Source organism: Castellaniella denitrificans (genome assembly GCF_042653765.1).
GTDB classification, from domain to species: Bacteria; Pseudomonadota; Gammaproteobacteria; order Burkholderiales; family Burkholderiaceae_B; genus Castellaniella; species Castellaniella denitrificans.
Window position 1 is genome coordinate 43,582 of the sequence record NZ_JBHSEZ010000004.1, and the last position, 26,348, is coordinate 69,929.

The 26,348-nt window shown below is 70.0% G+C and carries 24 protein-coding genes; 7 read left to right on the forward strand and 17 right to left on the reverse strand.

The window, feature by feature from the left end; translation table 11 throughout:
- Window positions 1–150: 150 nt before the first annotated feature.
- The 3 genes from ACFO27_RS06255 to ACFO27_RS06265 form a co-directional block, all read right to left on the reverse strand.
- Window positions 151–288 carry a hypothetical protein gene (locus ACFO27_RS06255; RefSeq protein WP_170288520.1) on the reverse strand — a complete coding sequence of 46 codons (138 nt, stop codon included), beginning with the start codon at window positions 286–288 and terminating at the stop codon, window positions 151–153.
- A 120-nt stretch (window positions 289–408) separates the two neighbouring features.
- Window positions 409–726, reverse strand: coding sequence for a helix-turn-helix domain-containing transcriptional regulator (locus ACFO27_RS06260; RefSeq protein ID WP_151025452.1), 318 nt, complete (start codon window positions 724–726; stop codon window positions 409–411).
- A complete protein-coding gene (locus tag ACFO27_RS06265) occupies window positions 707–1,057 on the reverse strand; it encodes a type II toxin-antitoxin system RelE/ParE family toxin (protein WP_376816558.1) in 351 nt (116 codons plus the stop codon). Before ACFO27_RS06265 ends, ACFO27_RS06260 begins: the two co-directional genes overlap by 20 nt.
- 186 nt (window positions 1,058–1,243) lie before the next feature.
- On the opposite strand from ACFO27_RS06265, the gene metG reads away from it, so the two are divergent.
- Window positions 1,244–3,313 carry a methionine--tRNA ligase gene (gene metG, locus ACFO27_RS06270; RefSeq protein ID WP_376816559.1) on the forward strand — a complete coding sequence of 690 codons (2,070 nt, stop codon included), beginning with the start codon at window positions 1,244–1,246 and terminating at the stop codon, window positions 3,311–3,313.
- A gap of 12 nt (window positions 3,314–3,325) precedes the next feature.
- On the opposite strand, the gene kch is transcribed toward metG, so the two are convergent.
- Entirely contained in the window at window positions 3,326–4,537 is a 1,212-nt protein-coding gene (gene kch, locus ACFO27_RS06275; protein ID WP_376816560.1) for a voltage-gated potassium channel protein, read from the reverse strand.
- Window positions 4,538–4,620: 83 nt separating this feature from the next.
- On the opposite strand from kch, the gene ACFO27_RS06280 reads away from it, so the two are divergent.
- Complete coding sequence (locus tag ACFO27_RS06280; RefSeq protein WP_376816561.1) at window positions 4,621–5,514, forward strand: cation diffusion facilitator family transporter; 894 nt, start codon at window positions 4,621–4,623, stop codon at window positions 5,512–5,514.
- Window positions 5,515–5,542: 28 nt separating this feature from the next.
- On the opposite strand, the gene cadR is transcribed toward ACFO27_RS06280, so the two are convergent.
- Window positions 5,543–5,974 (reverse strand): Cd(II)/Pb(II)-responsive transcriptional regulator, encoded by a 432-nt coding sequence (gene cadR, locus ACFO27_RS06285; protein WP_323025370.1) that lies wholly within the window; start codon window positions 5,972–5,974, stop codon window positions 5,543–5,545.
- Between the two features lie 123 nt (window positions 5,975–6,097).
- On the opposite strand from cadR, the gene ACFO27_RS06290 reads away from it, so the two are divergent.
- Window positions 6,098–8,404 (forward strand): heavy metal translocating P-type ATPase, encoded by a 2,307-nt coding sequence (locus ACFO27_RS06290; RefSeq protein WP_376816562.1) that lies wholly within the window; start codon window positions 6,098–6,100, stop codon window positions 8,402–8,404.
- Between the two features lie 64 nt (window positions 8,405–8,468).
- Window positions 8,469–9,383, forward strand: coding sequence for a LysR substrate-binding domain-containing protein (locus ACFO27_RS06295; RefSeq protein ID WP_376816563.1), 915 nt, complete (start codon window positions 8,469–8,471; stop codon window positions 9,381–9,383).
- Window positions 9,384–9,432: 49 nt separating this feature from the next.
- Here ACFO27_RS06295 and ACFO27_RS06300 read toward each other — a convergent pair whose 3' ends face one another.
- The 5 genes from ACFO27_RS06300 to tkt form a co-directional block, all read right to left on the reverse strand.
- On the reverse strand, window positions 9,433–10,269 hold the full coding sequence (locus tag ACFO27_RS06300) for a bifunctional allantoicase/(S)-ureidoglycine aminohydrolase (RefSeq protein WP_151025283.1): 837 nt from the start codon (window positions 10,267–10,269) through the stop codon (window positions 9,433–9,435).
- A 212-nt stretch (window positions 10,270–10,481) separates the two neighbouring features.
- Window positions 10,482–11,279, reverse strand: a complete 798-nt coding sequence (locus tag ACFO27_RS06305; protein ID WP_376816564.1) for an META domain-containing protein — start codon at window positions 11,277–11,279, stop codon at window positions 10,482–10,484.
- A 119-nt stretch (window positions 11,280–11,398) separates the two neighbouring features.
- Window positions 11,399–12,586: a phosphoglycerate kinase gene (locus tag ACFO27_RS06310; RefSeq protein WP_376816565.1), complete on the reverse strand. Its 1,188-nt coding sequence runs from the start codon at window positions 12,584–12,586 to the stop codon at window positions 11,399–11,401.
- A gap of 134 nt (window positions 12,587–12,720) precedes the next feature.
- Complete coding sequence (gene gap, locus ACFO27_RS06315; RefSeq protein ID WP_376816566.1) at window positions 12,721–13,731, reverse strand: type I glyceraldehyde-3-phosphate dehydrogenase; 1,011 nt, start codon at window positions 13,729–13,731, stop codon at window positions 12,721–12,723.
- 12 nt (window positions 13,732–13,743) lie between these two features.
- Window positions 13,744–15,789 carry a transketolase gene (gene tkt / locus ACFO27_RS06320; RefSeq protein ID WP_376816567.1) on the reverse strand — a complete coding sequence of 682 codons (2,046 nt, stop codon included), beginning with the start codon at window positions 15,787–15,789 and terminating at the stop codon, window positions 13,744–13,746.
- A 131-nt stretch (window positions 15,790–15,920) separates the two neighbouring features.
- Here tkt and ACFO27_RS06325 point away from each other — a divergent pair, with 131 nt between their 5' ends.
- On the forward strand, window positions 15,921–16,643 hold the full coding sequence (locus ACFO27_RS06325) for a 16S rRNA (uracil(1498)-N(3))-methyltransferase (RefSeq protein ID WP_376816568.1): 723 nt from the start codon (window positions 15,921–15,923) through the stop codon (window positions 16,641–16,643).
- Between the two features lie 50 nt (window positions 16,644–16,693).
- Here ACFO27_RS06325 and ACFO27_RS06330 read toward each other — a convergent pair whose 3' ends face one another.
- The 4 genes from ACFO27_RS06330 to ACFO27_RS06345 form a co-directional block, all read right to left on the reverse strand.
- A complete protein-coding gene (locus ACFO27_RS06330; RefSeq protein WP_376816569.1) occupies window positions 16,694–17,131 on the reverse strand; it encodes a barstar family protein in 438 nt (145 codons plus the stop codon).
- 20 nt (window positions 17,132–17,151) lie between these two features.
- Window positions 17,152–18,429, reverse strand: coding sequence for a patatin-like phospholipase family protein (locus ACFO27_RS06335; protein ID WP_376816570.1), 1,278 nt, complete (start codon window positions 18,427–18,429; stop codon window positions 17,152–17,154).
- Window positions 18,404–20,698 (reverse strand): NADP-dependent malic enzyme, encoded by a 2,295-nt coding sequence (locus ACFO27_RS06340; protein WP_376816571.1) that lies wholly within the window; start codon window positions 20,696–20,698, stop codon window positions 18,404–18,406. The genes ACFO27_RS06335 and ACFO27_RS06340 overlap by 26 nt, the downstream gene beginning before the upstream one ends.
- A 110-nt stretch (window positions 20,699–20,808) precedes the next feature.
- A complete protein-coding gene (locus ACFO27_RS06345) occupies window positions 20,809–21,714 on the reverse strand; it encodes a hypothetical protein (RefSeq protein WP_376816572.1) in 906 nt (301 codons plus the stop codon).
- 74 nt (window positions 21,715–21,788) lie between these two features.
- Here ACFO27_RS06345 and ACFO27_RS06350 point away from each other — a divergent pair, with 74 nt between their 5' ends.
- The gene (locus ACFO27_RS06350; protein ID WP_376816573.1) at window positions 21,789–22,952 is read left to right on the forward strand and encodes a pyridoxal phosphate-dependent aminotransferase; all 1,164 of its coding nucleotides are present in this window, start codon (window positions 21,789–21,791) and stop codon (window positions 22,950–22,952) included.
- 9 nt (window positions 22,953–22,961) lie between these two features.
- Here ACFO27_RS06350 and ACFO27_RS06355 read toward each other — a convergent pair whose 3' ends face one another.
- Window positions 22,962–23,858, reverse strand: a complete 897-nt coding sequence (locus ACFO27_RS06355) for a lytic transglycosylase domain-containing protein (RefSeq protein WP_376816574.1) — start codon at window positions 23,856–23,858, stop codon at window positions 22,962–22,964.
- A gap of 80 nt (window positions 23,859–23,938) precedes the next feature.
- On the opposite strand from ACFO27_RS06355, the gene ubiD reads away from it, so the two are divergent.
- Window positions 23,939–25,483: a 4-hydroxy-3-polyprenylbenzoate decarboxylase gene (ubiD, locus tag ACFO27_RS06360; RefSeq protein WP_376816575.1), complete on the forward strand. Its 1,545-nt coding sequence runs from the start codon at window positions 23,939–23,941 to the stop codon at window positions 25,481–25,483.
- 51 nt (window positions 25,484–25,534) lie between these two features.
- On the opposite strand, the gene ACFO27_RS06365 is transcribed toward ubiD, so the two are convergent.
- Both ACFO27_RS06365 and ACFO27_RS06370 read right to left on the reverse strand, forming a co-directional pair.
- Window positions 25,535–25,891, reverse strand: coding sequence for a hypothetical protein (locus tag ACFO27_RS06365; RefSeq protein WP_376816576.1), 357 nt, complete (start codon window positions 25,889–25,891; stop codon window positions 25,535–25,537).
- On the reverse strand, window positions 25,888–26,346 hold the full coding sequence (locus tag ACFO27_RS06370; protein WP_376816577.1) for a phage holin family protein: 459 nt from the start codon (window positions 26,344–26,346) through the stop codon (window positions 25,888–25,890). Before ACFO27_RS06370 ends, ACFO27_RS06365 begins: the two co-directional genes overlap by 4 nt.
- Window positions 26,347–26,348 lie beyond the last annotated feature (2 nt).

Below are 26,348 nucleotides of genomic sequence, written 5' to 3' on the forward strand. Positions count from 1 at the left end.
CTCGTCATTGCCTGTAGACGCCAAATTCAGAGGCTGAGACGAACGATCACTGTCGTGATCGAAACGGCCCCTTCAGAATGCTTCTGAAGGGGCCGTCGCATTCAGGGGCCGTGCCGCCAAAACGCGCCCACAGCCAAGTCGGCAGGAGGCTTACTTGTCGGAGCCCTGCTCTTTCTGGTCTTGCTTATTCTCGCCGGATTCGGAGTCTTGATCGGATATCTTTGGGGCCGTCCAGTCAAGCGGCGGCGCGACGATATCCTTCCAGGCGACACGTTTAGGTGTGGTCATGGTTTCCTCCAAAAGCAACGTGGCAGCACAGTGTGCGCCGCCACTGATGCTGTATAAAATACCAGTATCATTATATTATGTCAAATCGACGGGATAGATTGAGAGTGCAGCCGATAGCTGTCACCCCCCACGCGCAGGCTCAAGACAATCCACCGGCTGCACCGCCAACCTCAACCCCATCGCTTTCAAGATCGCCGTCAGGCTGCTCAGCGCCGGATTTCCCTTCGGGGACAGCGTCCGATAAAGCTGCGTCGGATTCAGATGCGCTTGCTCCGCCACCGCCTGCACGCCGCCAAACGCCTGCGCAAGCTGACGCAGCACCGTCAGCAGTTCCGCCTGATCGCCCTCTTCCAGGATGCCGTTGATCACCTCCAGCGCCAGCGCCGGATCGCTGCGATACAGCTCGGCCATCGCCTCGTCATGTCCTCTGCTTCTCATCGTCATTTCTCCATTGCCAGTCCCGCCAATAAGCTACAGCTCGATCGATGTCGGTGTCCTGTGTGCGCTTGTCGCCACCGCCAAGCAGCAGCACGATGCGCTGTCCCGCCCAGGCGTAGTACACGCGATAGCCTGGCCCGACATCGACACGCAATTCCCAGAAGCCATCCCGGCAGAATTTGTGGTCGCCAAAGTTGCCCTGCTCGATCCGGTTCACGCGCCGGATCACCGCCACCTTGGCCTGGAGGTCACGCACGCGACGAAGCCAGTTCAGATAAACATCGTCCTGCCCATCCGCCGTCAGGTAGTGTTCAATCCGGTAGGGAATCATTTTCGTTTATTGACGAATAAAAATCAATCGGATCATCGACCGGAGCAGTATGGACACAGAACATCAGCATCGCCAGGCGAGGTGCGCCATCCATGTCACACCCATCTTCATGGGGGACAGGACCTCATGACGAGCATCACGGACTGATAGAATCAATCCTTTGCCTTTTCCCCTCTTCCCTCCCCCATGTCGCGCACGATCTTCGTCACCACCGCCCTGCCCTACGCCAACGGTTCCTTCCACATCGGCCACATCATGGAATACATCCAGGCCGACACCTGGGTGCGCGCCATGCGCATGGCGGGCCACACCGTGCATTTCGTGGGGGCGGACGACGCCCACGGCGCGCCCATCATGCTCAAGGCCCAGGCCGAGGGCATCACGCCCCAGGAACTGGTGGGCCGCTACGCCGCCGAGCGGCCGAAGTACCTGGACGGTTTCCACATCCGCTTCGACCACTGGCACAGCACCGACACGCCGGAAAACGTCGAGCTGTCCCAGGACATCTACCGCGCGCTGAAGGCGGCCGGTTTCATCGACAGCCGCGAGATCGAGCAGTTCTACGATCCGGTCAAGGGCATGTTCCTGCCCGACCGCTACATCAAGGGCGAATGCCCGCGCTGCCACGCCAAGGACCAGTACGGCGATTCCTGCGAGTCCTGCGGCGCCGTCTACAGCCCGACCGAGCTGATCGAGCCCTATTCCACCCTGACCAAGGCGCGGCCGGTGCTGCGTACGTCCGAACACTTCTTCTTCCGCCTGTCGGACCCGCGCTGCGTGGCTTTCCTGCAGGAATGGACCACGGGGACGCGCGCCGACGGCACCGCCCGGCTGCAATCCGAGGTCCTCGCCAAGACGCGCGAATGGCTGGGCACGGCCGAGGGCGCCGAGGCCAACCTGGCCGACTGGGACATTTCCCGCGACGAACCCTACTTCGGCATCCCCATCCCGGACGCGCCGGGCAAGTACTTCTACGTCTGGCTGGACGCCCCGGTCGGCTACCTGGCCTCGCTGAAGGCCTACTGCCGCAAGAACGGCCTGGACTTCGACGCCCTGCTGGCGCCGGACGGCGACACCGAGCAGGTGCACTTCATCGGCAAGGACATCGTCTATTTCCACGCCCTGTTCTGGCCCGCGATGCTGAAGTTCTCCGGCCGCAAGATCCCCGACATGCTGCACGTGCACGGCTTCATCACCGTCAGCGGCGAAAAGATGTCCAAGAGCCGCGGCACGGGGATTTCCCCGCTGCGCTACCTGGACATCGGCATGGACGCCGAATGGCTGCGCTACTACATCGCCGCCAAGCTCAACGCCCACGTCGAGGACCTGGACTTCAATCCGGACGACTTCGTCGCCCGCGTCAACAGCGACCTGATCGGCAAGTACGTCAACATCGCCAGCCGGGCGGCCACCTTCATCACCCGCCACTTCGACGGCGCCCTGGCCTACTCTGGCGACACCGACACGATGCGCGCCGAACTGCGCGACTGCGCCGGACAGGTGCGGGCCGACTTCGAGGCGCGCGAATACGGCCGCGCCATCCGCCGGATCATGGCGCAGGCCGACAAGATCAACCAGGCCTTCGACGCGGCCCAGCCCTGGGTGCTGGCCAAGGGCATCGCCCAGGCCGAACCCGCGCAAAAGGCCGCGCTGCAGGACATCTGCTCGCGCGCCCTGGCCGGCTTCCAGGCCCTGTCGGTGATGCTGACGCCGGTGCTGCCGGCGCTCACCGAACGCGTCGCCCGCGAACTGTTCGGCCGCGACCGGACCTACGCCTGGGCCGACGCCGGCGAACTACCCGCGCGCATCGCCGCGTTCAAGCACCTGATGCAGCGCGTCGATCCGGCCCTGCTCGACGATCTGTTCGAGCCGCCCCAGGCGCCGGCCGCGATCCCGGGCGGCGAACCCATCGCCGACGTCATCGACATCAAGGACTTCGGCCGCATCGACCTGCGCATCGCGCGCATCGTCGAATGCGCGGAGGTCGAGGGCTCCGACAAGCTGCTGCGCCTGTCATTGGACGTGGGCGAAGGCCGGCTGCGGCAGGTGTTTTCCGGCATCAAGTCGGCCTACAAGCCCGAGGACCTGGCCGGCAAGCTGACCGTGCTGGTGGCCAACCTGGCGCCGCGCAAGATGCGCTTCGGCGTATCCGAGGGCATGGTGCTGGCAGCCAGCCACGCTGACGAGGGCGTGGACGCCGGGATCTACGTCCTGGAACCCTGGGAAGGCGCCCAGCCGGGCATGCGCATCCGCTGAGCGGGGACCCGGTCAGGCCGGGTCGGGCGTCTTCTCGCCGAACAGCAGGCGCGTGATCAGCGCCTCGTCGATGGATTCGCCGCTCAGGGTGCGAGCCAGGATCTCGCTGCCCAGCGCCTGCGGCGAGATCAGGATGTCGGGATTCACCCGCCGGATCTTGGCCAGGTGCTGGGGCGAGTTCGCCAGGGCGACCAACTTGGTGTCCGGACCGCCAGCCTCGCGGCCCGCCATGACGATGAAGGCGTTCTCCGCGTCGTCCTGGCGCAGGGCCAGCACGTAGCGGGCGTGCGCCGCGCCGGCCTGCAGCAGGACGCCGGTTTCCGAGGCGTCGCCCGCCAGCACGTCGGCGTCGGCCGGGTACGGATGGCCTTCGGCCGACGGGACGATGACCGTGACGTCGTGGCCGCGCTGGCGCAGCGCGCCGTACAGGCTCTGGGCCAGGGGGCCGAGCCCCGCCAGGATGATGTGGTTCTTTCGCATGGCGCGTGGTTTCCTTCCGTGCATCAGCCGGCGGATGTTGCCGCCGATCAAGGGTCCGACCACGGCGCTGATGGACGTGGCGAAGACCGTGATTCCCAGAATGATGATGGAAATCGTGAACAGGCGCGCCGCGTCGGTCTTCGGGCCGATGTCCCCATACCCCACCGTGGACATGGACACGATGGAGAAATACAGGGCCGTGACCGGGTCGCGCACGGGCGGCGAGAATTCCTCGCCCAGGTAGAGGACGCCGAACACCGCGTAGACCAGCAGGCTGACCACGCTGAGCGCGGCGAACAGGCTGCCCGCCGTCAGGCTGGCCCGGTCGAAATGGCGCCAGTAGCCGATCAGCGCCCCGGCCAGCACGGCCGTATAGGCCAGCAGGCCGAAATGCCCCTGGCCGTGCCACAGGGACACCGTACCCACCGCCGCGAGCAGCAGCAGGGTGATGGTCCAGGCGATGCGGGCGCGGTACAGCAGCCCGATCGCCATCACCTGCACGCCCAGGCCCAGCATCAGCCGCGACATCTGGGCGATGCCGCCCGAATCCAGGAAGGCCGCGACGCCGGCGCCGTCACGGATCTGCAGGGTCTGCAGCAGGCCCTGGCTGCCGATGGCCTGCCAGAGCGGCCGCAGGAACAGGTAGCCATCGGCCGCGACCAGCGCGGCGATCAGCCAATGCCAGGGAAATCGATGCACCAGGCGCGCGCCGCGCGCCAGGACGGAACGAAGAGGAAGCCGCATGCGGACCGCGATCCTGTATGGCCGACCGGGTTTTCAGTGTACCGCACGCATCCGCCATGACCGCCCGCCGTATACTTGCGGGCATGTCTTCCCCGCCCGATACCCGCGTCGAAACGCCGGACCGCCAGGCCGCCGCCCGGCGCAGCACCTGGGTCAGCGTCTGGGTGAACCTGCTGCTGACCGCCGTCCAGATGGCGGTCGGCCTGTTCGCGCAATCCCAGGCCCTGGTCGCCGACGCCATCCACTCCCTGTCGGACCTGGTGTCCGACGGCCTGGTGCTGTTCGCCAACAAGCACAGCGCCAAGGGCCCGGACGCCGACCACCCCTACGGGCACCTGCGCTTCGAGACGGCCGCCACGCTGGGCATCGGCGTGCTGCTGGCCGCCGTCGGCCTGGGCATGCTGTGGGGCAGCTTCCAGCGCCTGCAGGCGCCCGAGCTGATCCCCGTCGTCCATCCGGCCGCCTTCTACGTCGCCCTGCTGGCCCTGCTCTCCAAGGAAATGCTGTTCCGCTACCTGCTGCGCGTCGCGCGCCGCGTGCGCTCCACCCTGCTGGTGGCCAACGCCTGGCACGCCCGCTCGGACGCGGCCTCGTCGCTGGTGGTGGCGATGGGGGTGGGCGCCAACCTGGCGGGCCTGCCCCTGGCCGATCCCCTGGCCGCCCTGGTGGTGGGCCTGATGATCGTGCGCATGGGCTGGAAATTTTCCTGGCAGGCCTTCAACGACCTGGTGGACCGGGCCGCCGACACCGACACCGAGCGCGCCATCCGCGAACGCATCCTGGGCACGCCCGGCGTGCGCGGCATCCACGACCTGCGCACCCGTAAGATGGGCGACATGGTCTGGGTGGAGGTCGACATCGAAATGGACGGCCGGCTGACGATCGAGGCCGGCCACGCCATCGCCGTCGAGGCCCGGCGCCGCGTCATGGCGGACCTGCCGGTGCTGGATGTGATGACGCACTTCGATCCGGTCTAGGACGGGCCGGCATTCGGCCGTCTCATGATCAACCGATGTGCGTGTTGCGCGCGGGGCCGTCGGCCGTCTCCATGCGCGCCAGGCCCTGCACGATGCCGCAGGCGTCGACCGCCTGCTCGGCGCGGCACTGCTCCCGCAGCCCCACCAGTTGCCGCTGCAGGTCCTGCAGTTCGCGCAGGCGCACGTCGACGTGGGCGATGTGCTCATCCAGCAGGTGGTTGATCGGGCCGCAGTCGCGGGCGGGATGGTCGATCATGCCCAGCAGCGCCCGGATCTCGTCGTGCGCCATGTCCAGCCCCCGGCAGTTGCGGATGAAACGCAGGCGCTCCAGGTGCGCGGGGCCGTACTGCCGGTAGTTGCCCTCGCTGCGGGCGGGCGCGGGCAGCAGGCCGGCCTTTTCGTAGAAGCGGACGGTCTCGGTGGAACAACGGGCGGCGCGGGCCAGTTCGCCGATCTTCATGCGGGGTCCTCCGGAGGGAAACAGCGGCCGGGGGACCTTTTCAGAAGGGCGTCCCGGGCGCTTGACCTTGTAGCGGCTACAAGGTGTGTACTGCCATCATAGATCGCAGCACAGGAATCCGCCATGCCCCACGCACACTGCCACGACGCCCACGGACATCCCGCCGCCGGCCCCGATCACGGCCCCGATCACGGCCCCGATCACGGCCACACGCACGGCCACGATCACGGCCATGCCCGGGCGCCCGACCTGTGCGGCCATGGGTGCGGCGCGGCCGATCCCCGCCCGCACGGCCGGCCGGACGCCGCCCCGCTGGCGCCCTCCGTCGAACAGGGCGCCGACCTGCGGACCGAGCTGCGCATCCTGCAGATGGACTGCCCCACCGAGGAAGCGCTGATCCGCAAAGCGCTGTCCGCCCTGCCCGCCGTGCGCTCGCTGGAATTCAACCTGATGCGGCGCGTCCTGACCGTCGTCCATGCGCCGGACGCGCTCGAATCCATCCTGCGGGCGATCCGCGACCTGGGCTTCGCGCCGGAACAGGCCGACAAAGCCGCCGCGCCGGCCGGCATGACGCCCGAGGCACCCGGATCCTGGTGGCCGCTGGCGGCCTCGGGCGCCGCCGCCCTGGCGGCCGAGGCCGCCCATTGGGCCGAGGCGCCCTGGGCCGTCCCGGCGGTCCTGGCGGTCCTCGCGATCGCGGGCTGCGGCCTGGGCACCTACCGCAAGGGCTGGACCGCGCTGCGCCACGGCCAGATGAACATCAACGCCCTGATGAGCATCGCCGTCACCGGCGCCCTGTTCCTGGGCCAATGGGCCGAGGCGGCGATGGTGATGGTGCTGTTCACCCTGGCCGAGCGCATCGAGGCGCGCTCGCTGGACCGCGCCCGCCGCGCCGTGCAGGGCCTGCTGCAGCTCGCGCCCGAGCGGGCTTCGGTCCGCCAGGCGGACGGCGGCTGGCGCGACGTCCCCGCGCGCGACGTGTCCCCCGGCACCCTGGTGCGGGTCCGACCGGGCGAGCGCATCGCCCTGGACGGCCGGGTCGAGGCCGGCCGCTCGGCCGTGGACCAGTCCCCCATCACCGGCGAAAGCCTGCCCGTGGACAAGACGGCCGGCGACCCGGTCTACGCCGGCACCATCAACGGCGCGGGCGAGCTGGAATACCGCGCCCTGGCGGCCGCCGGCGATTCGACCCTGGCGCGCATCATCCGGGCCATCGAGTCGGCGCAGTCGGCGCGCGCGCCCACGCAGCGCTTCGTGGACCGCTTCGCCCGAGTCTACACCCCCCTGGTGGCGCTGCTGGCCCTGGCCATCGCCATCCTGCCGCCCCTGCTGGGTCTGGGCGGCTGGTACGAATGGGTCTACAAGGCGCTGGTCCTGCTGGTGATCGCCTGCCCCTGCGCCCTGGTGATCTCGACACCGGTGTCCATCGTCAGCGGCCTGGCGGCGGCGGCCCGCCACGGCGTCCTGGTCAAGGGCGGCGTCCACCTGGAACAGGGCCGCCTGCTGCGCTGGATCGCGCTGGACAAGACCGGCACCGTCACGCACGGCCGGCCCGCGCTGACCGACGCGATGGCGCTGGGCTCGGCCGATCCCGCGCGCAGCCACGCCCTGGCCGCCGCGCTGGCGGCCCGTTCCGACCATCCCGTCTCCCGCGCCGTGGCGCAGGGCCTGGACGCGGGACCCGCCGCGCCGGTCGAGGCCTTCGAGGCCCTGGCCGGGCGCGGGACCCGCGGCCTCGTCGACGGCCGCCCGCACCTGCTGGGCAACCACCGGCTGATCCACGAACGCGGCCTGTGCTCGCCCGACCTGGAAGCCCGCCTGGAAGCCCTGGAACGCCAGGGCAAGACCGTCGTCCTGCTGGCCGACGAGCACCGCGCCCTGGCGCTCTACGCCGTCGCCGACACGATCAAGCCCGACAGCGCCGCCGCGATCCAGGCCCTGCACGCGCTGGGCGTGCGCACCGCCATGCTGTCGGGCGACAACCCGCACACCGTCGCGGCCATCGCCGCCCAGGCCGGCATCGACCGCGCCGAAGGCGATCTGCTGCCCGAGGACAAGCTGCGGATCGTCGGCGGCCTGACCGCGCCGGGCACCGCCGTGGGCATGGTGGGCGACGGCATCAACGACGCGCCCGCCCTGGCGCGCGCCGACGTGGGCTTCGCCATGGGCGCGATGGGCACGGACGCGGCGATCGAGACCGCCGACGTCGCCCTGATGGACGACGACCTGCGCAAGATCCCCTGGTTCATCCGGCTGTCGCGCGCCACCCACCGGATCCTGGTGCAGAACATCGTCATCGCCCTGGGCATCAAGGCGGTGTTCCTGGTCCTGACGGTCGCCGGCCTGGGCACCCTGTGGATGGCGGTATTCGCCGACGTGGGCGCCAGCCTGCTGGTGGTGGGCAATGGCCTGCGGCTGCTGCGGCGCTGACTCCCGGGCCGGCGCCCGCTCGTGCCCGAATGCGGGATAATCCACGCATCAAACGGATGACGGCATGGAATCCAGCATGAAACCCGATGGGCCGAACCGGCCGCTCCTCGATCCGGACCTGCTGAAGGCGATCGTCGCCGTGGTGGACTGCGGCGGCTTCACCGCCGCCGCGGCCCGCCTGCACTCCACCCAATCCACCGTCAGCCAGAAGATCCGCCGGCTCGAGGACCTGGTCGGCCATCGCCTGCTGGAACGCGGCGGCCGCGAGATCCTGCCGACCGACGCCGGCCAGGCGCTGCTCGGCCACGCCCGCCATCTGCTGGCGCTGAACGACCAGATCCTGGACGTGATGGCGGGCGCGGCGGTCGGCGCCATCGTCCGGCTGGGCGTACCGGAGGATTTCGTCGCCAGCCGCGCGACGCGGGTCCTGGCGGACTTCAGCCGGCGCCATCCCCAGGTCAAGCTGGAAATCACCAGCGGCCTGTGCTCCGGCCTGGTGTCCAGCTACGACCGGGGGGAACTGGACCTGATCCTGGTCAAGCAGCGCCGCCACAGCCGCGCGGCCGTCGCCTGCCGCCCGGAAACCCTGGCCTGGATCGACAGCGCGAAGCATCCGTGCCTGCGGGCCGATCCGGTGCCGCTGGTGACCTTTCCGCCCCGGGGCCTGTACCGTGAGGACATCATCCGCGCCATCGAGGCCATGGGCCGAAACTGGCGCATCGCCTATACCTGCTCCAGCCTGAACGGCATCCAGCACGCGGTGGCGGCCGGCCTGGGCATCAGCCTGCTGCCCCTGCGCACCGTGACGCGGGACCATGCCGTCCTCGGAGCCCGCGAAGGCCTGCCGACCGTCGACGACTACGAGATCGGCCTTTTCCACCGCCCGACGGCGGACGCCACCGTCCAGGCCCTGGCGCGGGCCCTGGCGGACATGCTGGATGAGGAGGGACACGGGACAGGCCACCGCGGACTGTCCTGAGCCGGACGAATCCGCGTGCCTTGCAAGGCACGCGATGGGGAGACACCGCTCAACGGCCCAGATTCCCCAGCGTCAGGGAAGCGTGGCGATTGACGTCCTTGTACAGCAGATAGCGGAAGGGGCCGGGACCGCCCGCGTAGCAGGCCTGCGGGCAGAAGGCGCGCAGCCACATGAAATCCCCGGCCTGGACCTCGACCCAGTCCTGGTTCAGCCGGTACACCGCCTGACCTTCCAGCACGTACAGGCCGTGCTCCATCACGTGGGTCTCGGCGAAGGGGATGATGCCGCCGGGCTGGAAGGTGACGATGTTCACATGCATGTCGTGGCGCATGTCGGCCATGTCCACGAAACGCGTGGTGACCCAGCGGCCCTCGGTGCCCGGCATGGCGATGGGCTCGACGTCCTGCTCGTTGGTGACGAAGGCCTCCGGAAGGGGCACGCCGTCCACGGCCTGGTAGCGCTTGCGGATCCAGTGGAAGCGGGCGGCCTCGGCGCCGCGGTTGCGCAGGGCCCAGTCCGAGGCCGGCGGGATGAAGGCGTAGCCGCCCGGCTTCAGGACGTGCTTCGCACCGGCCAGGGTCAGCTCGATCCCGCCCTCGACGACGAACAGCACGCCCTCGGCCTCGGGGTCCTGTTCGGGCCGCTCGCTGCCGCCGCCCGCGCCGACCTCGACGATGTACTGCGAGAAGGTTTCGGCGAAGCCCGTCAGCGGGCGCGCCAGGACCCACAGCCGGGTGTCGTCCCAGAACGGCAGGTGGCTGGTGACGATGTCGCGCACCACGCCTTTCGGAATGACGGCGTAGGCTTCGGTGAACATCGCGCGGTCGGTCAGCAGGTCGGTCTGCGGGGGATGGCCGCCGTGCGGCGCATAGTAGGTCCTGGACATGGAAACTCCACGGGTCGTGCGTTGCGGCCCCCTGCGCGGGGGCCGTGGATGGGATATCCGGAAGCGGATGCCCCACCTTAACGGGCGGCCGTGATATTTACCAATTAAATATTTGAATCCATGTCATCCATTTTTCAAATATATTGAAAAATACCGGCCGCTCGGCATGGCGCCGCGCGGCAGGGGCGGGGCGGGCCGCGTTGCCGCCCACCTCACCGCTGGACGACCAGATCCAGGATGTAGACCCGGGACGAGCGATCGGTCGGGGGATGCGGGTCCGTGAACCGCTTGACCCGCAGGATGGCGTGTTCGCCGTCCCGGTGTTCGTAGCCCTCGATCGGCTGGTACAGCGTCTGCCAGTCGGCGGCGGGCGGCTGCAGCACGCCCGCGGCGTCGTAGCGGCGCTCGCGCACGCGCAGGCAACGGTGATCGGGGATCAGCGGATGGCTGCAGGCCACGCGCTCGGGCGCGATTTCCAGGAACACGGTCTCGCCCGGGCCGCCGTAGCGCGTCTCGGGCGTGGGCACGCCCGCGAAGGCCAGCGCGTCCCCCCCGGCCGTGGTCAGGACCAGCCGGGGCGCTTGCGCCCCGCCCTCGATCCGGGCGGCCAGGCGGCCCTTCAGGCGCGCGGCGATCCCGGCGTCCAGCCGCATGAGTTCCGGCGCACAGGCCTTCATCGTGGCGGCCAGACCCTCGACCCGCAGGGCGCCGGACTCGAGCGCATAGCCGCCGAACTGGGTGTTGCAGCCCCCCTGCACGCTCAGGGACCTTCCGGAGAACGACAGGCGCAGCGGCCGTTCCAGCCCCACCCGCAGGGCCTCGATCGGCTTGCCGTGACGGTCCACGGCCCCGGTCAGGCGCCAGTCGTAGGCGGACAGGGTGGCCTCGTCCAGGGCGGGCGCGGCGCGGTCGGCGGTCACGGCGGCGGATCCCGGGGCGGGTTCATGCGGCGCCTGAGCGCAGGCGCCGAGCGCCAGGGCCAGGACGGGAACGGCAAACAGTTTTTTCATAGGGTAAACACTGAGTCGCATCAAACCCCATGATAACAACAGGATGCGCCCGTCCCGGCGCCCGGAGCGTCAAGAAAGGTCAATGCCCGGACGGCTGCCCGCCCGGGCGCCCGGACCGCTCAAGCTCCGCGCGCCTGCAAGGCGGCGACGGCGGGCAGCGTCTTGCCTTCCAGGAATTCCAGGAAGGCGCCCCCGCCGGTCGAGATGTAGCCGACCCGGTCGGCGATGCCGAACTTGGCGATCGCCGCCAGGGTGTCGCCGCCCCCGGCGATGGAAAAACCGTCGGATTCCGCGATGGCCTGGGCGATGGCCCGGGTGCCACCGGCGAAGGCCTCGAACTCGAACACCCCGACCGGGCCGTTCCAGACGATGGTGCCGGCCTTGCGCAACTGGGCGGCCAGGGCGGCGGCCGTGCGCGGCCCGATGTCCAGGATCAGGTCGTCGGGACCGACGTCGGCCGCGTCCTTGACGGTGGCCGGCGCGTCGGCGGCGAAGGCCGGTGCCACCACCACGTCCACGGGGATGGGGACTTCGACGCCGCGCGCCCGCATGGCGTCCATGACGGCCTTCGCCTGATCGACCTGGTCGGGCTCGGCCAGCGACTTGCCGATGGGCAGGCCGGCGGCCAGCATGAAGGTGTTGGCGATGCCGCCGCCCACGATCAGCTGATCGACCTTTTCGGCCAGGGACTGCAGGATGGACAGCTTGGTGGAGACCTTCGAGCCGGCGACGATGGCGACCATCGGGCGGCGGGGGGACCGCAGCGCCCGGCCCAGGGCGTCCAGCTCGGCTTCCAGCAGCGGGCCGGCGCAGGCCACCGGGGCGTAGCGGGCGATGCCTTCGGTCGTGGCCTCGGCGCGGTGCGCCGTGCCGAAGGCGTCATTGACGTAGACGTCGCACAGCGCGGCCATGCGGCGCGCCAGTTCGGGATCGTTCTTCTTTTCGCCGGGGTTGCAGCGGCAGTTTTCCAGCAGCACGACCTCGCCGGGGGCCAGGTCCACGCCGCCGACCCAGTCGGCGACCAGCCGCACCGGCCGGCCCAGCAGCTCGGCCATGCGCTCGGCGACGGGCCGCAGGGTGTCGTCCGGACCGACCGTGCCTTCCTTGGGGCGGCCCAGGTGCGAGGTCACCATCACGGTGGCACCCGCATCCAGCGCCAGCCGGATGGCCGGCACCGAGGCCCGGATGCGGGTGTCCTCGGTGATGCGTCCCTGTTCCAGGGGCACGTTCAGGTCGGAGCGGATGAAGACGCGCTTGCCCTTCAGGGCGCCGGACCGCGCCAGTCCGGAGAGTGTCTGTATGGTCATGGAGTATTGCCTCGGAAGTCGGTTCAGGGGCGAAACGCCCAGGCTGGGTGCCCGGCCGGAGCGTCCGCCTTCGCGCGCTCCGGATACGACGCGGGGCGGGTTGCCCCGCCCCGCGTCGCCATGCGCCGGATGCCTTACTTGGCGGCCATCAGGGCCACGGTGGTGTCGAGCATGCGGTTGGAGAAGCCCCACTCGTTGTCGTACCAGGAGCCGACCTTGACCAGGGAGCCGGACACCTTGGTCAGCGCGGCGTCCACCGTGCTGGAGGCCGGATCGTGGTTGAAGTCGATCGAGACCAGCGGTTCGGTGGTGTAGGCCAGGATGCCCTTGAGCGGGCCTTCGGAGGCGGCCTTGAGGATGCCGTTGACTTCCTCGACCGTGGTTTCACGCGCGGCCACGAAGGACAGATCGACGATGGACACGTTGATCGTCGGCACGCGGATCGCGTAGCCGTCGAGCTTGCCGTTCAGTTCGGGCAGCACCAGGCCCACGGCGGCGGCGGCGCCGGTCTTGGTGGGGATCATGCTGTGCGTGGCCGAGCGCGCGCGGCGCAGGTCGGAGTGGTAGACGTCGGTCAGCACCTGGTCGTTGGTGTAGGCGTGCACGGTGGTCATCAGGCCGTTGACGATGCCCAGCTTCTGGTGCAGCGGATGGACCAGCGGCGCCAGGCAGTTGGTGGTGCACGAAGCGTTGGAGATGACCGTGTCGGAGGCCTTCAGGACCTGGTGGTTGACGCCGTAGACGATGGTGGCGTCGACGTCCTTGCCGCCCGGGGCGGAGATGATGACCTTCTTCGCGCCGCCCTTCAGGTGGGCCGAGGCCTTTTCCTTGGAGGTGAAGAAGCCCGTGCATTCCAGCACCACGTCCACGCCCAGTTCGCCCCAGGGCAGCTTGGCCGGATCGCGGTCGGCCAGCACGCGGATGCGGTCGCCGTTGACGACCATGTAGTCGCCGTCGACCTCGACCGTGCCGGGGAAGCGGCCGTGGGCCGTGTCGTAGCGGGTCAGGTGGGCGTTGGTCTTGGGATCGCCCAGGTCGTTGATGGCGACGATCTGGATGTCGTGCTTCTTGCCGTCTTCGTAGTGGGCACGCAGGATGTTGCGGCCGATGCGGCCGTAGCCGTTGATGGCGACGCGGATGGTCATGAAGGAGCTCCTTTACAAAATCTGCTCGACGACGGCGGCCACGTGGTCGGCCGTCAGCCCGAAATGTTTGAACAGCTCGCCCGCGGGCGCGGATTCGCCGTAGGTGTCGATGCCCACGACGGCGCCCGTCGTGCCCACGTATTTGTACCAGGTGGCCGTGCCCCCGGCCTCGACGGCCACGCGCGGCAGGCCCGCCGGCAGTACCGAGTCGCGCCAGGCGGCGTCCTGGGCGTCGAAGACCTGGGTGCAGGGCATGGACACCACGCGGGTCGCCACGCCGCGCGCGGCCAGGCGGTCCTGGGCCTGCAGGGCGAGCTCGATCTCGGAGCCCGTGGCGATCAGCACGGCGCGCGCGCCCACCATGTCACGCAGCACGTAGCCGCCCCGGGCGATGGCCTCGGTGGTGGCGGCGTCGCGGGCCACGAAGGGCAGGTTCTGGCGCGACAGCAGCAGCGCCGAGGGCCCGCCGGCGTGGACGGCCATGCCCAGGCTGGCGGGCCGCGCCAGGGCGGACTGCCAGGCGACCGCCGTTTCGGTCGTGTCGCAGGGCCGCCAGACGTGGAGATTGGGGATCAGGCGCAGGCTGCCCGCGTGTTCGATCGACTGGTGGGTGGGGCCATCCTCGCCCAGGCCGATGGAGTCGTGGGTGAAGACGTGCACCACGCGCTGCTTCATCAGCGCCGCCATGCGCAGGGCGTTGCGGGAATAGTCGGAGAAGGTCAGGAAGGTGCCGCCGAAGGGCAGGTAGCCACCGTGCAGGGCGATGCCGTTCATGATGGCCGCCATGCCGAATTCGCGCACGCCGTAGTTGATGTGGCGTCCGGACCGGGGGCCGCCGGCCGCGCGGCGCACGGCCTCGACGCCCTTCCAGTCGGTGAAGTTGGAACCGGTCAGGTCGGCCGAGCCGCCCAGGAGTTCCGGCAGGATTTCCGCGAAGGCCGCGATGGCCTGCTGCGAGGCCTTGCGCGACGCGATGGACTCGGCCTTGTCCTGGGTGGACAGGACGTAGGCGCGGGCGCGTTCAGCGAAATCGGCCGGCAGCTCGCCCGCCATGCGGCGGCACAGTTCCGCGGCCAGTTCGGGGTGGGCTTCGGCGTAGCGGTCGAAGCGCGACTGCCATTCGGACTGCAGGTCCGCGCCGCGCGCGCGGCCGTCCCAGTAGTCGTAGACTTCGCGCGGGATTTCGAAGGGCGGATGGTTCCAGCCCATGGCCTTGCGCGCGGCGGCGATCTCGTCGGCCCCCAGGGGCGCGCCATGGACCTTTTCCGTGCCGGCCTTGGTCGGGGCGCCGCGGCCGATCACGGTGCGGCAGCAGATCAGGGTCGGCCCCCGGCCGGCGGCGGCGTGCGCGCGCGCCTGCACGATGGCGGCGTCGATCGCGTTCATGTCATGGCCGTCGACCCCGCGCAGGACGTTCCAGCCGTAGGCCTCGAAGCGCGCCGGGGTGTCGTCGGCGAACCAGTCCCGGACCTCGCCGTCGATGGAGATGCCGTTGTCGTCGTAGAACACGATCAGGCGCGACAGGCCCAGGGTGCCGGCCAGCGAGCAGGCTTCGTGGGAAATGCCTTCCATCAGGCAGCCGTCGCCGACGAAGGCGTAGGTGTCGTGGCCGATCAGTTCGTGTCCCGGGCGATTGAATTCGCCCGCCAGCAGCGCCTGGGCGAGCGCCATGCCGACGGCGTTGGCCAGGCCCTGGCCCAGCGGACCGGTGGTGGTCTCGACGCCCGGCGTGACCCCGACTTCGGGGTGGCCGGGCGTGCGCGAATGCAGTTGCCGGAACCGGCGCAGTTCGCCGATCGGCAGGTCGTAGCCGGTGAGGTGCAGCAGGGCGTAGAGCAGCATCGAGCCGTGGCCGTTGGACAGCACGAAGCGGTCGCGGTCGATCCAGGCCGGGTCGGCCGGGTTGTGGCGCAGGTGCCGCGTCCACAGCACGTGGGCGATGTCGGCCATGCCCATGGGCGCCCCGGGGTGCCCTGAATTGGCTTGTTGGACGGCATCCATGGCCAGGACGCGAATGGCATCGGCCATGGACGGATCGGGGGCGGGCAAGGCGCTCATAGGGGTCTTGGGGGCAAGTGCTGCACGACCGAAGCCATGGCCTCACCGCATACAGAATCACAAAGCCATGGATTTTACCACCCCGCCCGATCCGGTTTATATTCCACGGCACCCGCACAATGGTCATTGCCATGCCGCCTCCCCGCTTCTTCTGCGAGACACCGCTGGATGCCGGCCGGCGCGTCGAGCTGCCGGACGCCCTGGCGCATCACGCGCTGCGCGTGCTGCGGCTCGCGGACGGCGCCCCCATCGTCCTGTTCGACGGCCGGGGCGGCCAGTATCCCGCCACGCTGCGGGCCGAAGGCCGGCGCGCCCTGGCCGAACTGGGCGCGCACGAAACCGTCGAAAGCGAACTGCGCGGGCGGCTGGTCCTGATCCAGGGGCTGGCCTCGGGCGACAAGATGGACTGGGTCGTGGAAAAGGCGGTCGAGCTGGGCGTGGCCGAACTGCGCCCCGTCGCCGCCGAGCGCAGCGTCCTGCGCCTGTCCGGCCCCCGGCTGGACAAGCGCCTGGACCATTGGCGCGCCATCGCCCGGGCGGCCTGCGAGCAATGCGGCCGCAACCGGCTGATGGCCGTCCACCCGCCCGCGCCGCTGGCGGCCTGCCTGGAGGCGATCGACGGCCCCGCGCTGTTCTGCCATCCGGACGGCCCCCTGGACTTCCGCGCGGCCCTGTCCGGGGTGCGGGACAGCCTGGCGCTGATGGTCGGCCCCGAGGGCGGCTGGTCGCCGGAGGAACTGGCCCTGGCGCGGCGCCGGGGCCTGCTGGGCGCGCGCTTCGGGACGCGGGTGCTGCGCACCGAGACGGCCGGCCTCGCGCTGGCGGCGGCGGCCACGGCCCTGCTGGACTGGTAGAAAAAACGGCGCCCGAAAGGGCGCCGTGTCATTTCCGGGCCGACAAGAAATCAGGCTTCCTCGCGCCCGGAATACGGCGTGGGGTCGACGCCCGGCTCGGGGTCGGGATGCGCGCCGGCGTGCTGGATGGCGTAGGCGAAGCGGCGTTCGTTGTTCTGGCCGAATTCCACCACGTCGTCGCATACGGCCTGGATGGCCCGGGCATCCTCGGCCAGGGCGGGGTCGCCGGAATGCAGGTGCCGGAACCACAGGAACAGGCCTTCCTTCTGGTCCGTCAGGGTATCGCACAGGCCGTCGTACAGAGCGTCCAGGTTGCCGCCGAAATACTCCGGATAGTCGATGGCCTTGACCACGGCCCGCAGCACGGCGGAACGGTTGCGGGCCCGGTCGCAATCGACGACGAAAGCCGCCAGGCCGGCCTCGGACGCGGCCGCCAGGGCTTCCTGCTCGCTCACCGCCCGGGCATCCACCACGCCCTGCGTAAGCATTTTCTTTATCTGGGCCGGACTCATGCGGACCACTCCTTGAAAAAAGCGATGACTTTTTCAGCCTGGTTCAGACTGTCTGCCCTGCCCAGCGCGATGAGGCTGCGGGTGTAGCCGGATTCGAACAACAAATAGGACGCCAGCGCGCCGCCCCCCGGCTCGATCCTGCGCGGCGAAACGCCCAGCACGCGAAACAGGGTGCGCACGGCGCCCGGCAATTCATCCAGATGCTCCAGCGCCAGCTCGTCCAGGGATCGGCTGGGCGCGATCATCAGGGTATGGATGGGTCGCAGTGAATCGCTTTTTAAACGATTTGCGGGGATTCGTGCAAGCAGCTCATTGATCCGCTCCATGCGCTCCATGTCCATGGACACGCCGTCGAGAAAAATGTTCGACAGCGTATGCCCGGCGACCTGGGCCAGATTGGGATACGGCGGGTCCAGCTCGCGGACGTCGGGACTGGTTTCGTCCCTGTAGTTGGTGCCGATGACGAAGACGCGCTCGGCCCCCAGGTGGATGGCCGGGCTGATCGGCGCCAGCTGGCGCATCGAGCCGTCCCCGCACCAGAGCGTGTGGCCGCCCATCAGAATGGCGCGGGCGGGGAAGACGAAGGGGATGGCGCTGGAGGCCATCAGGTGGTCCACGCCGATGGAGCACGCCACGGCCCGCCGCAGGGTGCGCGACCAGGGCTGGATGCACTGCCTGGCCTGGTAGAAAGTGAGGTGCTCGCCCGTGGTGTAGGCCGTCGCCGTGATGGCCAGGGCGCTCAGGTGGCCGCGGTCCAGGTTGGTCTGCAGGCGGGGAAAGCTGAGCGAGCAGCCCAGCAGGCCGGCCAGGGGCTCGTTGTCCAGCAGGGAATGCGGCGCGTAGCGGGACAGCTGCGGCCGGATCCAGCCCAGGCTCAGCATGCCCAGCCATTGCAGGCCGGTGCGCATCAGCCGCGGAGCGTCCGAGTAATAGATGTCCCGGGTATGCAGCGCCTGCCACAGGGCGCACAGGTGCTCGACGGCGCGATGCGGCTGGTGGGCGCGGCAGGCCAGGGCGGCGGCGTTGATGGCCCCCGCCGAGGTGCCGCAGACGATGTCGAAGGGATTGCGGAAGCCCGGCCGGCGGTCCGGATTCAGCAGTTCCAGCACGCCCGAGAGCACGCCGGCCTGGTAGGCGGCGCGGGCGCCGCCCCCGGTCAGGACCAGCCCGATCCGGGGCCGCCCGCCCGCCACACCGCCAGGAACGGCGGGCGGCGCGCCGGGCACGGGCCGCTGGCCGGGCGCTTCCCTAGGCGTGGCGCGGCTTGTTGGCATCGACCACGGTCAGCGCGGTCATGTTGACGATCCGCCGCACGGTGGAACTGGAAGTCAGGATGTGCACCGGGGCGTTGGCGCCCAGCAGGAACGGCCCCACCGCCACATTGCCGCCCGCCGCCGTCTTGAGCAGGTTGTAGGCGATGTTGCCGGCATCCACGCTGGGGCAGATCAGCAGGTTGGCCTCGCCGTGCAGGGTGGTGGACGGCAGGATGCGCTCGCGCAGCGCCGGGTCCAGGGCGCAGTCGCCGTGCATCTCGCCGTCGATCTCCAGGCTGGGATCGCGCTCGCGCACCAGGGCCAGGGCCTGACGCATTTTCTCGCCGGAGGACGAACTGCCGGTGCCGAAATTGGAGCGCGACAGCAGCGCGGCCTTGGGCTCGATGTTGAGGCGGCGCATCTCGGCCGCCGCCATCAGGGTGATCTCGGCGATCTGGGCGGCGTCGGGATTATCGTTGACGTGCGTGTCCGCCAGCGCCAGGGTGCGCTCTTCCAGGAGCAGGATGTTCATGGCGGCATAGGTGCGGGCGCCGGGCTGCAGCCCCAGGACCTCGTCGACGAAGCGCAGGTGGTTGCCGTAGGACCCCACGGTGCCGCAGATCATGCCGTCGGCGTCGCCCAGGCGCACCATCATGGCGCCGATCAGGGTCAGGCGGCGGCGCATTTCGACGCGCGCCATTTCCTTGGTGATGCCCCGGCGGCACATCAGTTCCCAGTACGTGTTCCAGTACTTGTGGAAGCGCTCGTCGTGCTCGGGGTTGGTGACCTCGACGTCGACCCCCAGGCGGATGCGCAGGCCGTATTTCTCGATGCGGTCGGCCAGCACGGCGGGGCGGCCGATGAGGATGGGCTTGGCCAGGCGCTCGTCCACGACGATCTGCACGGCGCGCAGCACACGCTCGTCCTCGCCCTCGGCGAACACGATGCGCGCCTTGCCGCCCTCGCGGATCATGGCGCGCGCCGCCGAGAACAGCGGCTTCATGAAGGCGCCGGAATGGTAGACGAACTGCTCCAGCTGGCCCGCGTAGCCTTCCAGGTCGGCCAGGGGCCGGGTGGCCACGCCATCGTCCATGGCGGCCTTCGCCACGGCGGGCGAAATGCGCACGATCAGGCGCGGGTCGAAGGGCTTGGGAATGAAGTAGTTGGAGCCGAAGGACACGTCGTACAGGCCGTAGGCGGCCGCCACGATGTCGTTCTGCTCTTCCCGGGCCAGCTTGCAGATTGCCATGACGGCGGCCTTTTCCATGCCGCGCGTGATGGTGGTCGCCCCCACGTCCAGCGCCCCGCGGAAGATGTACGGGAAGCACAGCACGTTGTTGACCTGATTGGGAAAGTCCGACCGTCCGGTGGCGATCACGGCGTCGGGCCGCACCGTCAGCGCGTCGGCCGGCAGGATTTCGGGATTGGGGTTGGCCAGCGCCAGCACCAGCGGGCGCTCGGCCATTTTCTCGACCATGTGGGGCTTGAGCACGCCGCCGGCCGACAGGCCCAGGAACACGTCGGCCCCGCCGATGATGTCGTCAAGCGTGCGCGCGTCGGTCTTCTGCGCGAAACGGGCCTTCTTTTCGTCCATCAGGACCGTGCGGCCCTCGTAGACCACGCCCTCGATGTCGGACACCCAGATGTGCTCCAGGGGCAGGCCCATGTCCATCATCAGTTCCAGGCAGCCCAGCGCCGCCGCGCCCGCGCCGGAGACCACGACCTTGACCTTGGAGACGTCCTTGCCGACGACTTCCAGCCCGTTGATGAAGGCCGCGGTCACGCAGATGGCGGTGCCGTGCTGGTCGTCGTGGAAGACGGGGATGTTCATGCGCTCGCGCAGCTTCTGTTCGACGTAGAAGCATTCCGGCGCCTTGATGTCTTCGAGGTTGATGCCGCCGAAGGTGGGTTCCAGGCCCGCGATGATGTCCACCAGCTTGTCCGGATCCTGCTCGTTGATCTCGATGTCGAAGACGTCCAGGCCGGAGAATTTCTTGAACAGCACGGCCTTGCCTTCCATCACGGGCTTGGACGCCAGGGGGCCGATATTGCCCAGCCCCAGCACGGCCGTGCCGTTGGTGATGACGCCGACCAGGTTGCCGCGCCCCGTGTAGCGGAAGGCGTTGTGGCTGTCGGTGACGATTTCCTCGCACGCGGCGGCGACCCCTGGGGAATAGGCCAGGGCGAGATCCCGCTGGTTGGAGAGCTGTTTGGTGGGGGTGACCGAGATTTTCCCGGGACGGCCGTGCTCGTGATATTCGAGCGCCGCGGCGCGCAAGGATTCGTCCATGGTGAGGCAGCCTTGATACGTAATGAGGAGGAGGGTGTGCTGCCAGCCATTCTAGCCGCTTGCGCCAGCCCGCGGTATGGCGCGGGGCGCATGCGGACCATATGGCGGAATCAGAACCGCTGGCCCTGTTCCGGGAAGACGCCGTCGGGGTCGAACAGGGCGCGCACGGCGCGGTCCGTGTCCTCCCCCGCTTCGCCGGGACCCGGCCGGCGCCCATAGCGCAGTTCGTAGGGGCGCTCGGCCGGGCGTCCGGCGCGTTCGTCGAACACCAGCCATTCGACCCAGCCCAGCTCGCCGCCATGGCCCAGCAGCAGATGGGCCAGGTTGACGGTGCCGCCGGCCGCCGGCCGCAGGGCGTCCAGCCGGTAGCGCCCGTTCCACAGGCCGCCGGCCCGCAGGCCGTCGGCGGCCGGCGCCGAAGCGAGCTCGAACAGCCGGGGAATCATGCCCTGGACGCGCAGGTTGTCCAGCGGCTTGCGGTTGTCCACCCCGAAGGCGCCCAGGTTGGCCTGGGTGCCGTCGGCCAGCAGCACCAGCGCGTGCGCCAGGCCGCTGGCGGCCGTGTCGCCGAAATCCCAGTCGCAGCCGCGCCTGTCGGCCAGCCAGGCCGCCACCGTCAGGTGCGGCGGCTGGTCGCGGAACTGCGGCAACCCCGCCTGCTCCAGCTCGCCGATCAGGCAGCCGGGCTGCACGAACCAGCGCGGATCGTCCGGCCCCAGGCGCTCGCAGCGCGCCATCGCGGCCCCCGGCTCGACCCACAGCACGGGGCCGTCGTCCAGCCGCGCCGCCGACGGCACGCCGTCCAGGGCCAGCGTGACGCCGTGCTCCAGGCACAGGGACCGGGCGTGGTAGACGTCCTGCATGTGCCCCGGCACCAGCCGGGCGCTGCCCGCCTCCGTGGAGAAATCGTGCACCGTGCCCTGCGCGGTGCGGCGCAGGCGCGCCAGGAAGGTTTCCCAGGGGGATCGTTCCGTACGGCGGCCGACCAGGAATGCGCGGCGCGAAGGGGACTGCATGGCGGGGCTCCGGAGGCTGGGGACGACGGACTACAATCGGGCTTTCATTCCGAACAGCATTGCAGGGTTGCACGATGGTCCGACTGGCCGACAGAACCGAACGCACGGCGCCATTCTACGCCGTGGAAGTCCTGAAACAGGCCCAGGCCCTCGCGGCCCAGGGGCGCGACATCATCAGCCTGGGAATCGGCGAGCCCGACTTCACCGCCCCCGCGCGCGTGCTGGAAACCCTGAACCGGGCGGCCGACGCCGGCCTGAGCGGCTACACCGCGCCCGCCGGCATCCCGGCGCTGCGCGAGGCCATCACCCACTACTACCACACGCATTTCGGCGCGTCCGTGGACCCGGCCCGCGTCCTGGTCACCTCGGGCGCCTCGGGCGCCCTGCTGCTGGCGGCGATGGCCCTGGTCGATCCGGGCGACGAAGTCCTGATGCCCGACCCGTCCTACCCCGCCAACCGCAATTTCATCACCGCGGCCGGCGGCGTCACGCGCCTGGTGCCGACCACGGCGGAACACCGCTACCAGCTGCGCCCGGAAGACATCGACGCCCATTGGGGGCCGGCCACGCGCGGCGTGCTGATCGCCTCGCCCAGCAACCCCACCGGCACCTCCATGCCGCGCGAGGCCCTGCGCGACCTGGTCGCCGCCGTACGCGCGCGCGACGGCTTCGTCATCCTGGACGAGATCTACCTGGGCCTGTACTACGACGAGCCGCCGCGCAGCGGCCTGACGCTGGACGACGACCTGGTGGTCATCAACAGCTTCTCGAAATACTTCCACATGACGGGCTGGCGCCTGGGCTGGCTGATCGCGCCCGAGGCCATGATGCCCGCCCTGGAGCGCCTGGCCGCCAGCCTGGCGATCTGCGCCCCGGCGCTGGCCCAGCACGCGGCGCTGAGCTGCTTCGAGCCCGAGGTCATGCAGGTCTACGAACACCGGCGCCTGTCGTTCAAGGAACGCCGCGACTTCCTGCTGCCCGCCTTCGAGCGCCTGGGCCTGCGCGTGCCCGCCGCCCCGGACGGGGCCTTCTACATCTTTTCCGACATCCACGGCCTGGGGATGGACAGCGCGGAGTTCTGCCGCCGCCTGCTGCACGAGGCCGGGATCGCCGCGGTGCCGGGCCTGGACTTCGGCCAGGCCCACGCGAACCGCACCGTGCGCTTTTCCTATGCCACCGGCCTGGACCGCCTGCGCGAGGCCGTCGACCGGATGGCGGCGTTCCTGGAAAGCCGCTAGCGCCGGGGCTCAGTCCTTGGGCGGGATACCCGAAGCCAGGGCGATGCGGCGGCGTTCCGCCAGCACCCGGGCGCCGTAGCCGCCGTCACTCGGGCCGGTCGCGCCGACATAACAGGCCAGGCCGCCCTCGAGGCCGCCCCGCCGGCGGATGCAGTCCGCCAGGATCTGCGCCCCGACCCGGATGTTGACCACCGGATCGAAGGCCGCCGCCGCGCCGCCGCTGGGCCGCAGCTTGGCCCGGTGCACGCTGGCCATGACCTGCATCAAGCCCTGGGCGCCCACGGCGCTCTCGACAAAGGGGTTGTAGCGCGATTCGATGGCAATCACGGCCAGCAGCAACTGCGGGTCCAGCTTCTGCTCGCGCCCCACCTCGAACGCCGTCCGGATCAGGGCACCCGCCACGCTGCTGGCGATGCGGTACTTGCGCGCCAGGTAGCTGCGCAAGGCATGCGCCTGGGCCTGGGTCACGCCCTGGATGGGCTGGTCGCGCAGGCTGGCGGCCATGGCGCTGGCGAAGCTCAGGCGTCCGGTCCCGGCGCCGTCGGGCGGTTCCGCCTGCGCCGCCGCCTGTTCCGTGCCCGCGGCCGCCTCGTCGGCGCCGCCACCGGCCGGATTGGCGGGCGGCGCGGCGCCCTCGTCGGGTGCCTGGGCCGCCTGCGGCAGCGACCAGTCCGACACTTCGCCCTCGTCGTCGGTCCCATAGCCGGCCCCGTCGGCCTGGAACATCGCCAGGACGACCTCGTGCAGCTGCTGCGACTGCTGGCGCATGGACGGCAGCACCAGGCTCAGGCCCAGCGTGGTGAGCACGGCCAGCCCCAGGTAGATGGCGCTGACGTGGACGAACTCGCCGACGGGCCTCAGCACGGCGAGCACGCCCCGCCTCAGCCGTTCAGGAACGGACCGCATGGGCACCTCCGGAAACCGCCCGGACTGGGGGAATGGTAATCTTTGGCACGACGCCACTGTAACCGATCGACGATACTGCCGTGAAATACCGCGACCTCCGGGACTTCATCGCCCAACTGGAACGCCAGGGCCAGCTCAAGCGCATCGCGCACCCCGTTTCCACCGCCCTGGAAATGACCGAAATCAGCGACCGGGTCCTGCGGGCCGCCGGCCCCGCCCTGCTGTTCGAACACCCGGAGCACGCCGGACGCCCCTGCGGCACCCCGGTGCTGACCAATCTGTTCGGCACCCCGCGGCGCGTCGCCTGGGGCATGGGCGCCGAGGACGTCTCCGCCCTGCGCGAGACCGGCGAACTGCTGGCCTCGCTGCGCGAGCCCGCGCCGCCCCAGGGCATGCGCGACGCCCTGTCGAAAGTCTCCATGCTGAAGTCGGCCCTGTGGGACATGAACCCCCGGCAGATGCGCGCCCCGCCCTGCCAGGAAGTCGTCATCGAGGCCGGCGACGTGGACCTGGACGCGCTGCCCCTGCAAAGCTGCTGGCCGGGCGACGTCGCCCCGCTGCTGACCTGGGGCCTGGTCATCACGCGCGGCCCGCGCGCGCGCCGCCAGAACCTGGGCATCTACCGCCAGCAGCTGATCGGCCGCAACAAGCTCATCATGCGCTGGCTGTCGCACCGCGGCGGCGCATTGGATTTCCGCGATCATTGCCTGGCCCATCCCGGCGAGCCCTTCCCGATCGCGGTGGCGCTGGGCGCCGATCCCGCCACCACCCTGGCGGCCGTCACTCCCATCCCCGACAGCCTGTCGGAATACCAGTTCGCCGGCCTGCTGCGCGGCTCCCGCACCGAACTCGCGCCCGCGCTGGGCAGCGGCCTGTCGGTGCCCGCCCATGCCGAAATCATCCTCGAAGGACACATCCTGCCGGCCTCCGACCCGCGCGCACGGCACCCCGACGTGCCCGAGGGCGTCGCCCCGCCGCCGGACACCGGCTACGAGATGGCCCTGGAAGGCCCCTATGGCGACCACACCGGCTACTACAACGAACAGGACTGGTTCCCGGTCTTCACGGTGGAACGCATCACCCACCGGCGCAACCCCATCTACCACAGCACCTACACCGGCAAGCCGCCCGACGAGCCCGCCGTCCTGGGCGTGGCCCTGAACGAAGTCTTCGTGCCCCTGCTCAAGCGCCAGTTCCCGGAAATCGTCGATTTCCACCTGCCGCCCGAAGGCTGCAGCTACCGCCTGGCCGTCGTGTCCATCCGCAAGCAGTACCCCGGCCACGCCAAGCGCATCCTGTTCGGCCTGTGGAGCGTGCTGCGCCAGTTCATGTACACCAAGTTCATCGTGGTGGTGGACGAGGACATCGATCCCCGGCAATGGTCCGAGGTCATCTGGGCCATGACCACGCGCATGGATCCGGTGCGCGACACCCTGCTGGTGGACAACACGCCGATCGACTACCTGGACTTCGCCTCGCCCGTCTCCGGGCTGGGGGGCAAGATGGGGCTGGACGCGACCAACAAGTGGCCGGGCGAAACCCAGCGCGAATGGGGCCGGCCGATCAGCATGACGCCCGAGGTCAAGGCGCGCGTGGACGCGATGTGGGGGAAACTGGGGTTGTAGGCCAGTCCGCGGGGACTGGCCCATGACCGGGTTCGTCCCGGCGGTAAAAATTCAGGCGTCCGCGTCGCGGTGCCGGCGCTTGCCTAGCCAGACCAGGCCGGCGATCAGGGCGGTCTTCAGGGCGATGCCGCGCCGATGGGGGTTGGACACCACCGAGGTCAGCAGCGACAGCAGGACTGGATAGCGGCGCAGCGCCCGCAGCCCGCCGCCCAGCCAGCCCAGTCCGACCGCGCCCAGGCGGTCGCGCGCCTGGGCGGCCAGGGCTTCGGGCCGTAATTCGCCAGCCAGCCGGCAGGCGCCGCGCCGGACGGCCAAGCGCTCGTAGCCAGCGCGCATGCGCAGCAGCTCGATGCGCAGGCGGCGGTCGGCCGCGGTCGAACGACCGGAACGGTCGTCGGGCGCGCTCATGGCACATCCTCCGGAATCGGATCATCCTGCGGGGCGGACGAAGCGGCTGGCCGGACCGCCGGATCGCCGCCGCGCACCGCGGGTTCCGCCGTGCCGGCCAGCGCCCGGGCATCCTCGCGCAGCACCTCGGCCGTCACGGCGAACGGATCGGGATCCTGCCTCAGGCGGCGGACCAGCCAGCAGGCCAGGCCGGCGCCCAGCGCCGCGTACAGCAGCGCCAGCAGGCCCAGGGCCAGGAAGCGGTATTCGGTGGGCCAGAAGTACAGGGCCAGGGCCAGCGTGGCCACCAGCAGCGCCAGCAACAGGAAGACCGCCGCCGCCAGCAGCGCCGCCAGGCGGCCCAGCAGGCGCTCGCCGGCGTCCCGGGCTTCCAGCCCGAAGAGCTCCAGGCGCGTGCCGCCCAGGGCCGCCAACTGGGCGGCCAGGTCGGAGAACGCGCGGCCGAGCGGTCCCATCA

Excerpts from the sequence above, each read along its gene's own strand:
- ACFO27_RS06300 (WP_151025283.1), bottom strand. The coding sequence starts at position 10,269 with ATGTCCAGGACCTACTATGCGCCGCACGGCGGCCATCCCCCGCAGACC.
- ACFO27_RS06350 (WP_376816573.1), top strand. The coding sequence starts at position 21,789 with ATGGTCCGACTGGCCGACAGAACCGAACGCACGGCGCCATTCTACGCC.
- ACFO27_RS06310 (WP_376816565.1), bottom strand. The coding sequence starts at position 12,586 with ATGACCATACAGACACTCTCCGGACTGGCGCGGTCCGGCGCCCTGAAG.
- ACFO27_RS06295 (WP_376816563.1), top strand. The coding sequence starts at position 8,469 with ATGGAATCCAGCATGAAACCCGATGGGCCGAACCGGCCGCTCCTCGAT.
- ACFO27_RS06265 (WP_376816558.1), bottom strand. The coding sequence starts at position 1,057 with ATGATTCCCTACCGGATTGAACACTACCTGACGGCGGATGGGCAGGAC.
- ACFO27_RS06370 (WP_376816577.1), bottom strand. The coding sequence starts at position 26,346 with ATGGGACCGCTCGGCCGCGCGTTCTCCGACCTGGCCGCCCAGTTGGCG.
- ACFO27_RS06305 (WP_376816564.1), bottom strand. The coding sequence starts at position 11,279 with ATGAAAAAACTGTTTGCCGTTCCCGTCCTGGCCCTGGCGCTCGGCGCC.
- ACFO27_RS06255 (WP_170288520.1), bottom strand. The coding sequence starts at position 288 with ATGACCACACCTAAACGTGTCGCCTGGAAGGATATCGTCGCGCCGCCG.
- ACFO27_RS06340 (WP_376816571.1), bottom strand. The coding sequence starts at position 20,698 with ATGGACGAATCCTTGCGCGCCGCGGCGCTCGAATATCACGAGCACGGC.
- gap (WP_376816566.1), bottom strand. The coding sequence starts at position 13,731 with ATGACCATCCGCGTCGCCATCAACGGCTACGGCCGCATCGGCCGCAAC.
- ACFO27_RS06365 (WP_376816576.1), bottom strand. The coding sequence starts at position 25,891 with ATGAGCGCGCCCGACGACCGTTCCGGTCGTTCGACCGCGGCCGACCGC.
- kch (WP_376816560.1), bottom strand. The coding sequence starts at position 4,537 with ATGCGGCTTCCTCTTCGTTCCGTCCTGGCGCGCGGCGCGCGCCTGGTG.
- ACFO27_RS06260 (WP_151025452.1), bottom strand. The coding sequence starts at position 726 with ATGAGAAGCAGAGGACATGACGAGGCGATGGCCGAGCTGTATCGCAGC.
- ACFO27_RS06280 (WP_376816561.1), top strand. The coding sequence starts at position 4,621 with ATGTCTTCCCCGCCCGATACCCGCGTCGAAACGCCGGACCGCCAGGCC.
- tkt (WP_376816567.1), bottom strand. The coding sequence starts at position 15,789 with ATGAGCGCCTTGCCCGCCCCCGATCCGTCCATGGCCGATGCCATTCGC.
- ACFO27_RS06345 (WP_376816572.1), bottom strand. The coding sequence starts at position 21,714 with ATGCAGTCCCCTTCGCGCCGCGCATTCCTGGTCGGCCGCCGTACGGAA.
- ACFO27_RS06330 (WP_376816569.1), bottom strand. The coding sequence starts at position 17,131 with ATGCTTACGCAGGGCGTGGTGGATGCCCGGGCGGTGAGCGAGCAGGAA.
- ACFO27_RS06355 (WP_376816574.1), bottom strand. The coding sequence starts at position 23,858 with ATGCGGTCCGTTCCTGAACGGCTGAGGCGGGGCGTGCTCGCCGTGCTG.
- ACFO27_RS06290 (WP_376816562.1), top strand. The coding sequence starts at position 6,098 with ATGCCCCACGCACACTGCCACGACGCCCACGGACATCCCGCCGCCGGC.
- ACFO27_RS06335 (WP_376816570.1), bottom strand. The coding sequence starts at position 18,429 with ATGCCAACAAGCCGCGCCACGCCTAGGGAAGCGCCCGGCCAGCGGCCC.
- cadR (WP_323025370.1), bottom strand. The coding sequence starts at position 5,974 with ATGAAGATCGGCGAACTGGCCCGCGCCGCCCGTTGTTCCACCGAGACC.
- ACFO27_RS06325 (WP_376816568.1), top strand. The coding sequence starts at position 15,921 with ATGCCGCCTCCCCGCTTCTTCTGCGAGACACCGCTGGATGCCGGCCGG.
- metG (WP_376816559.1), top strand. The coding sequence starts at position 1,244 with ATGTCGCGCACGATCTTCGTCACCACCGCCCTGCCCTACGCCAACGGT.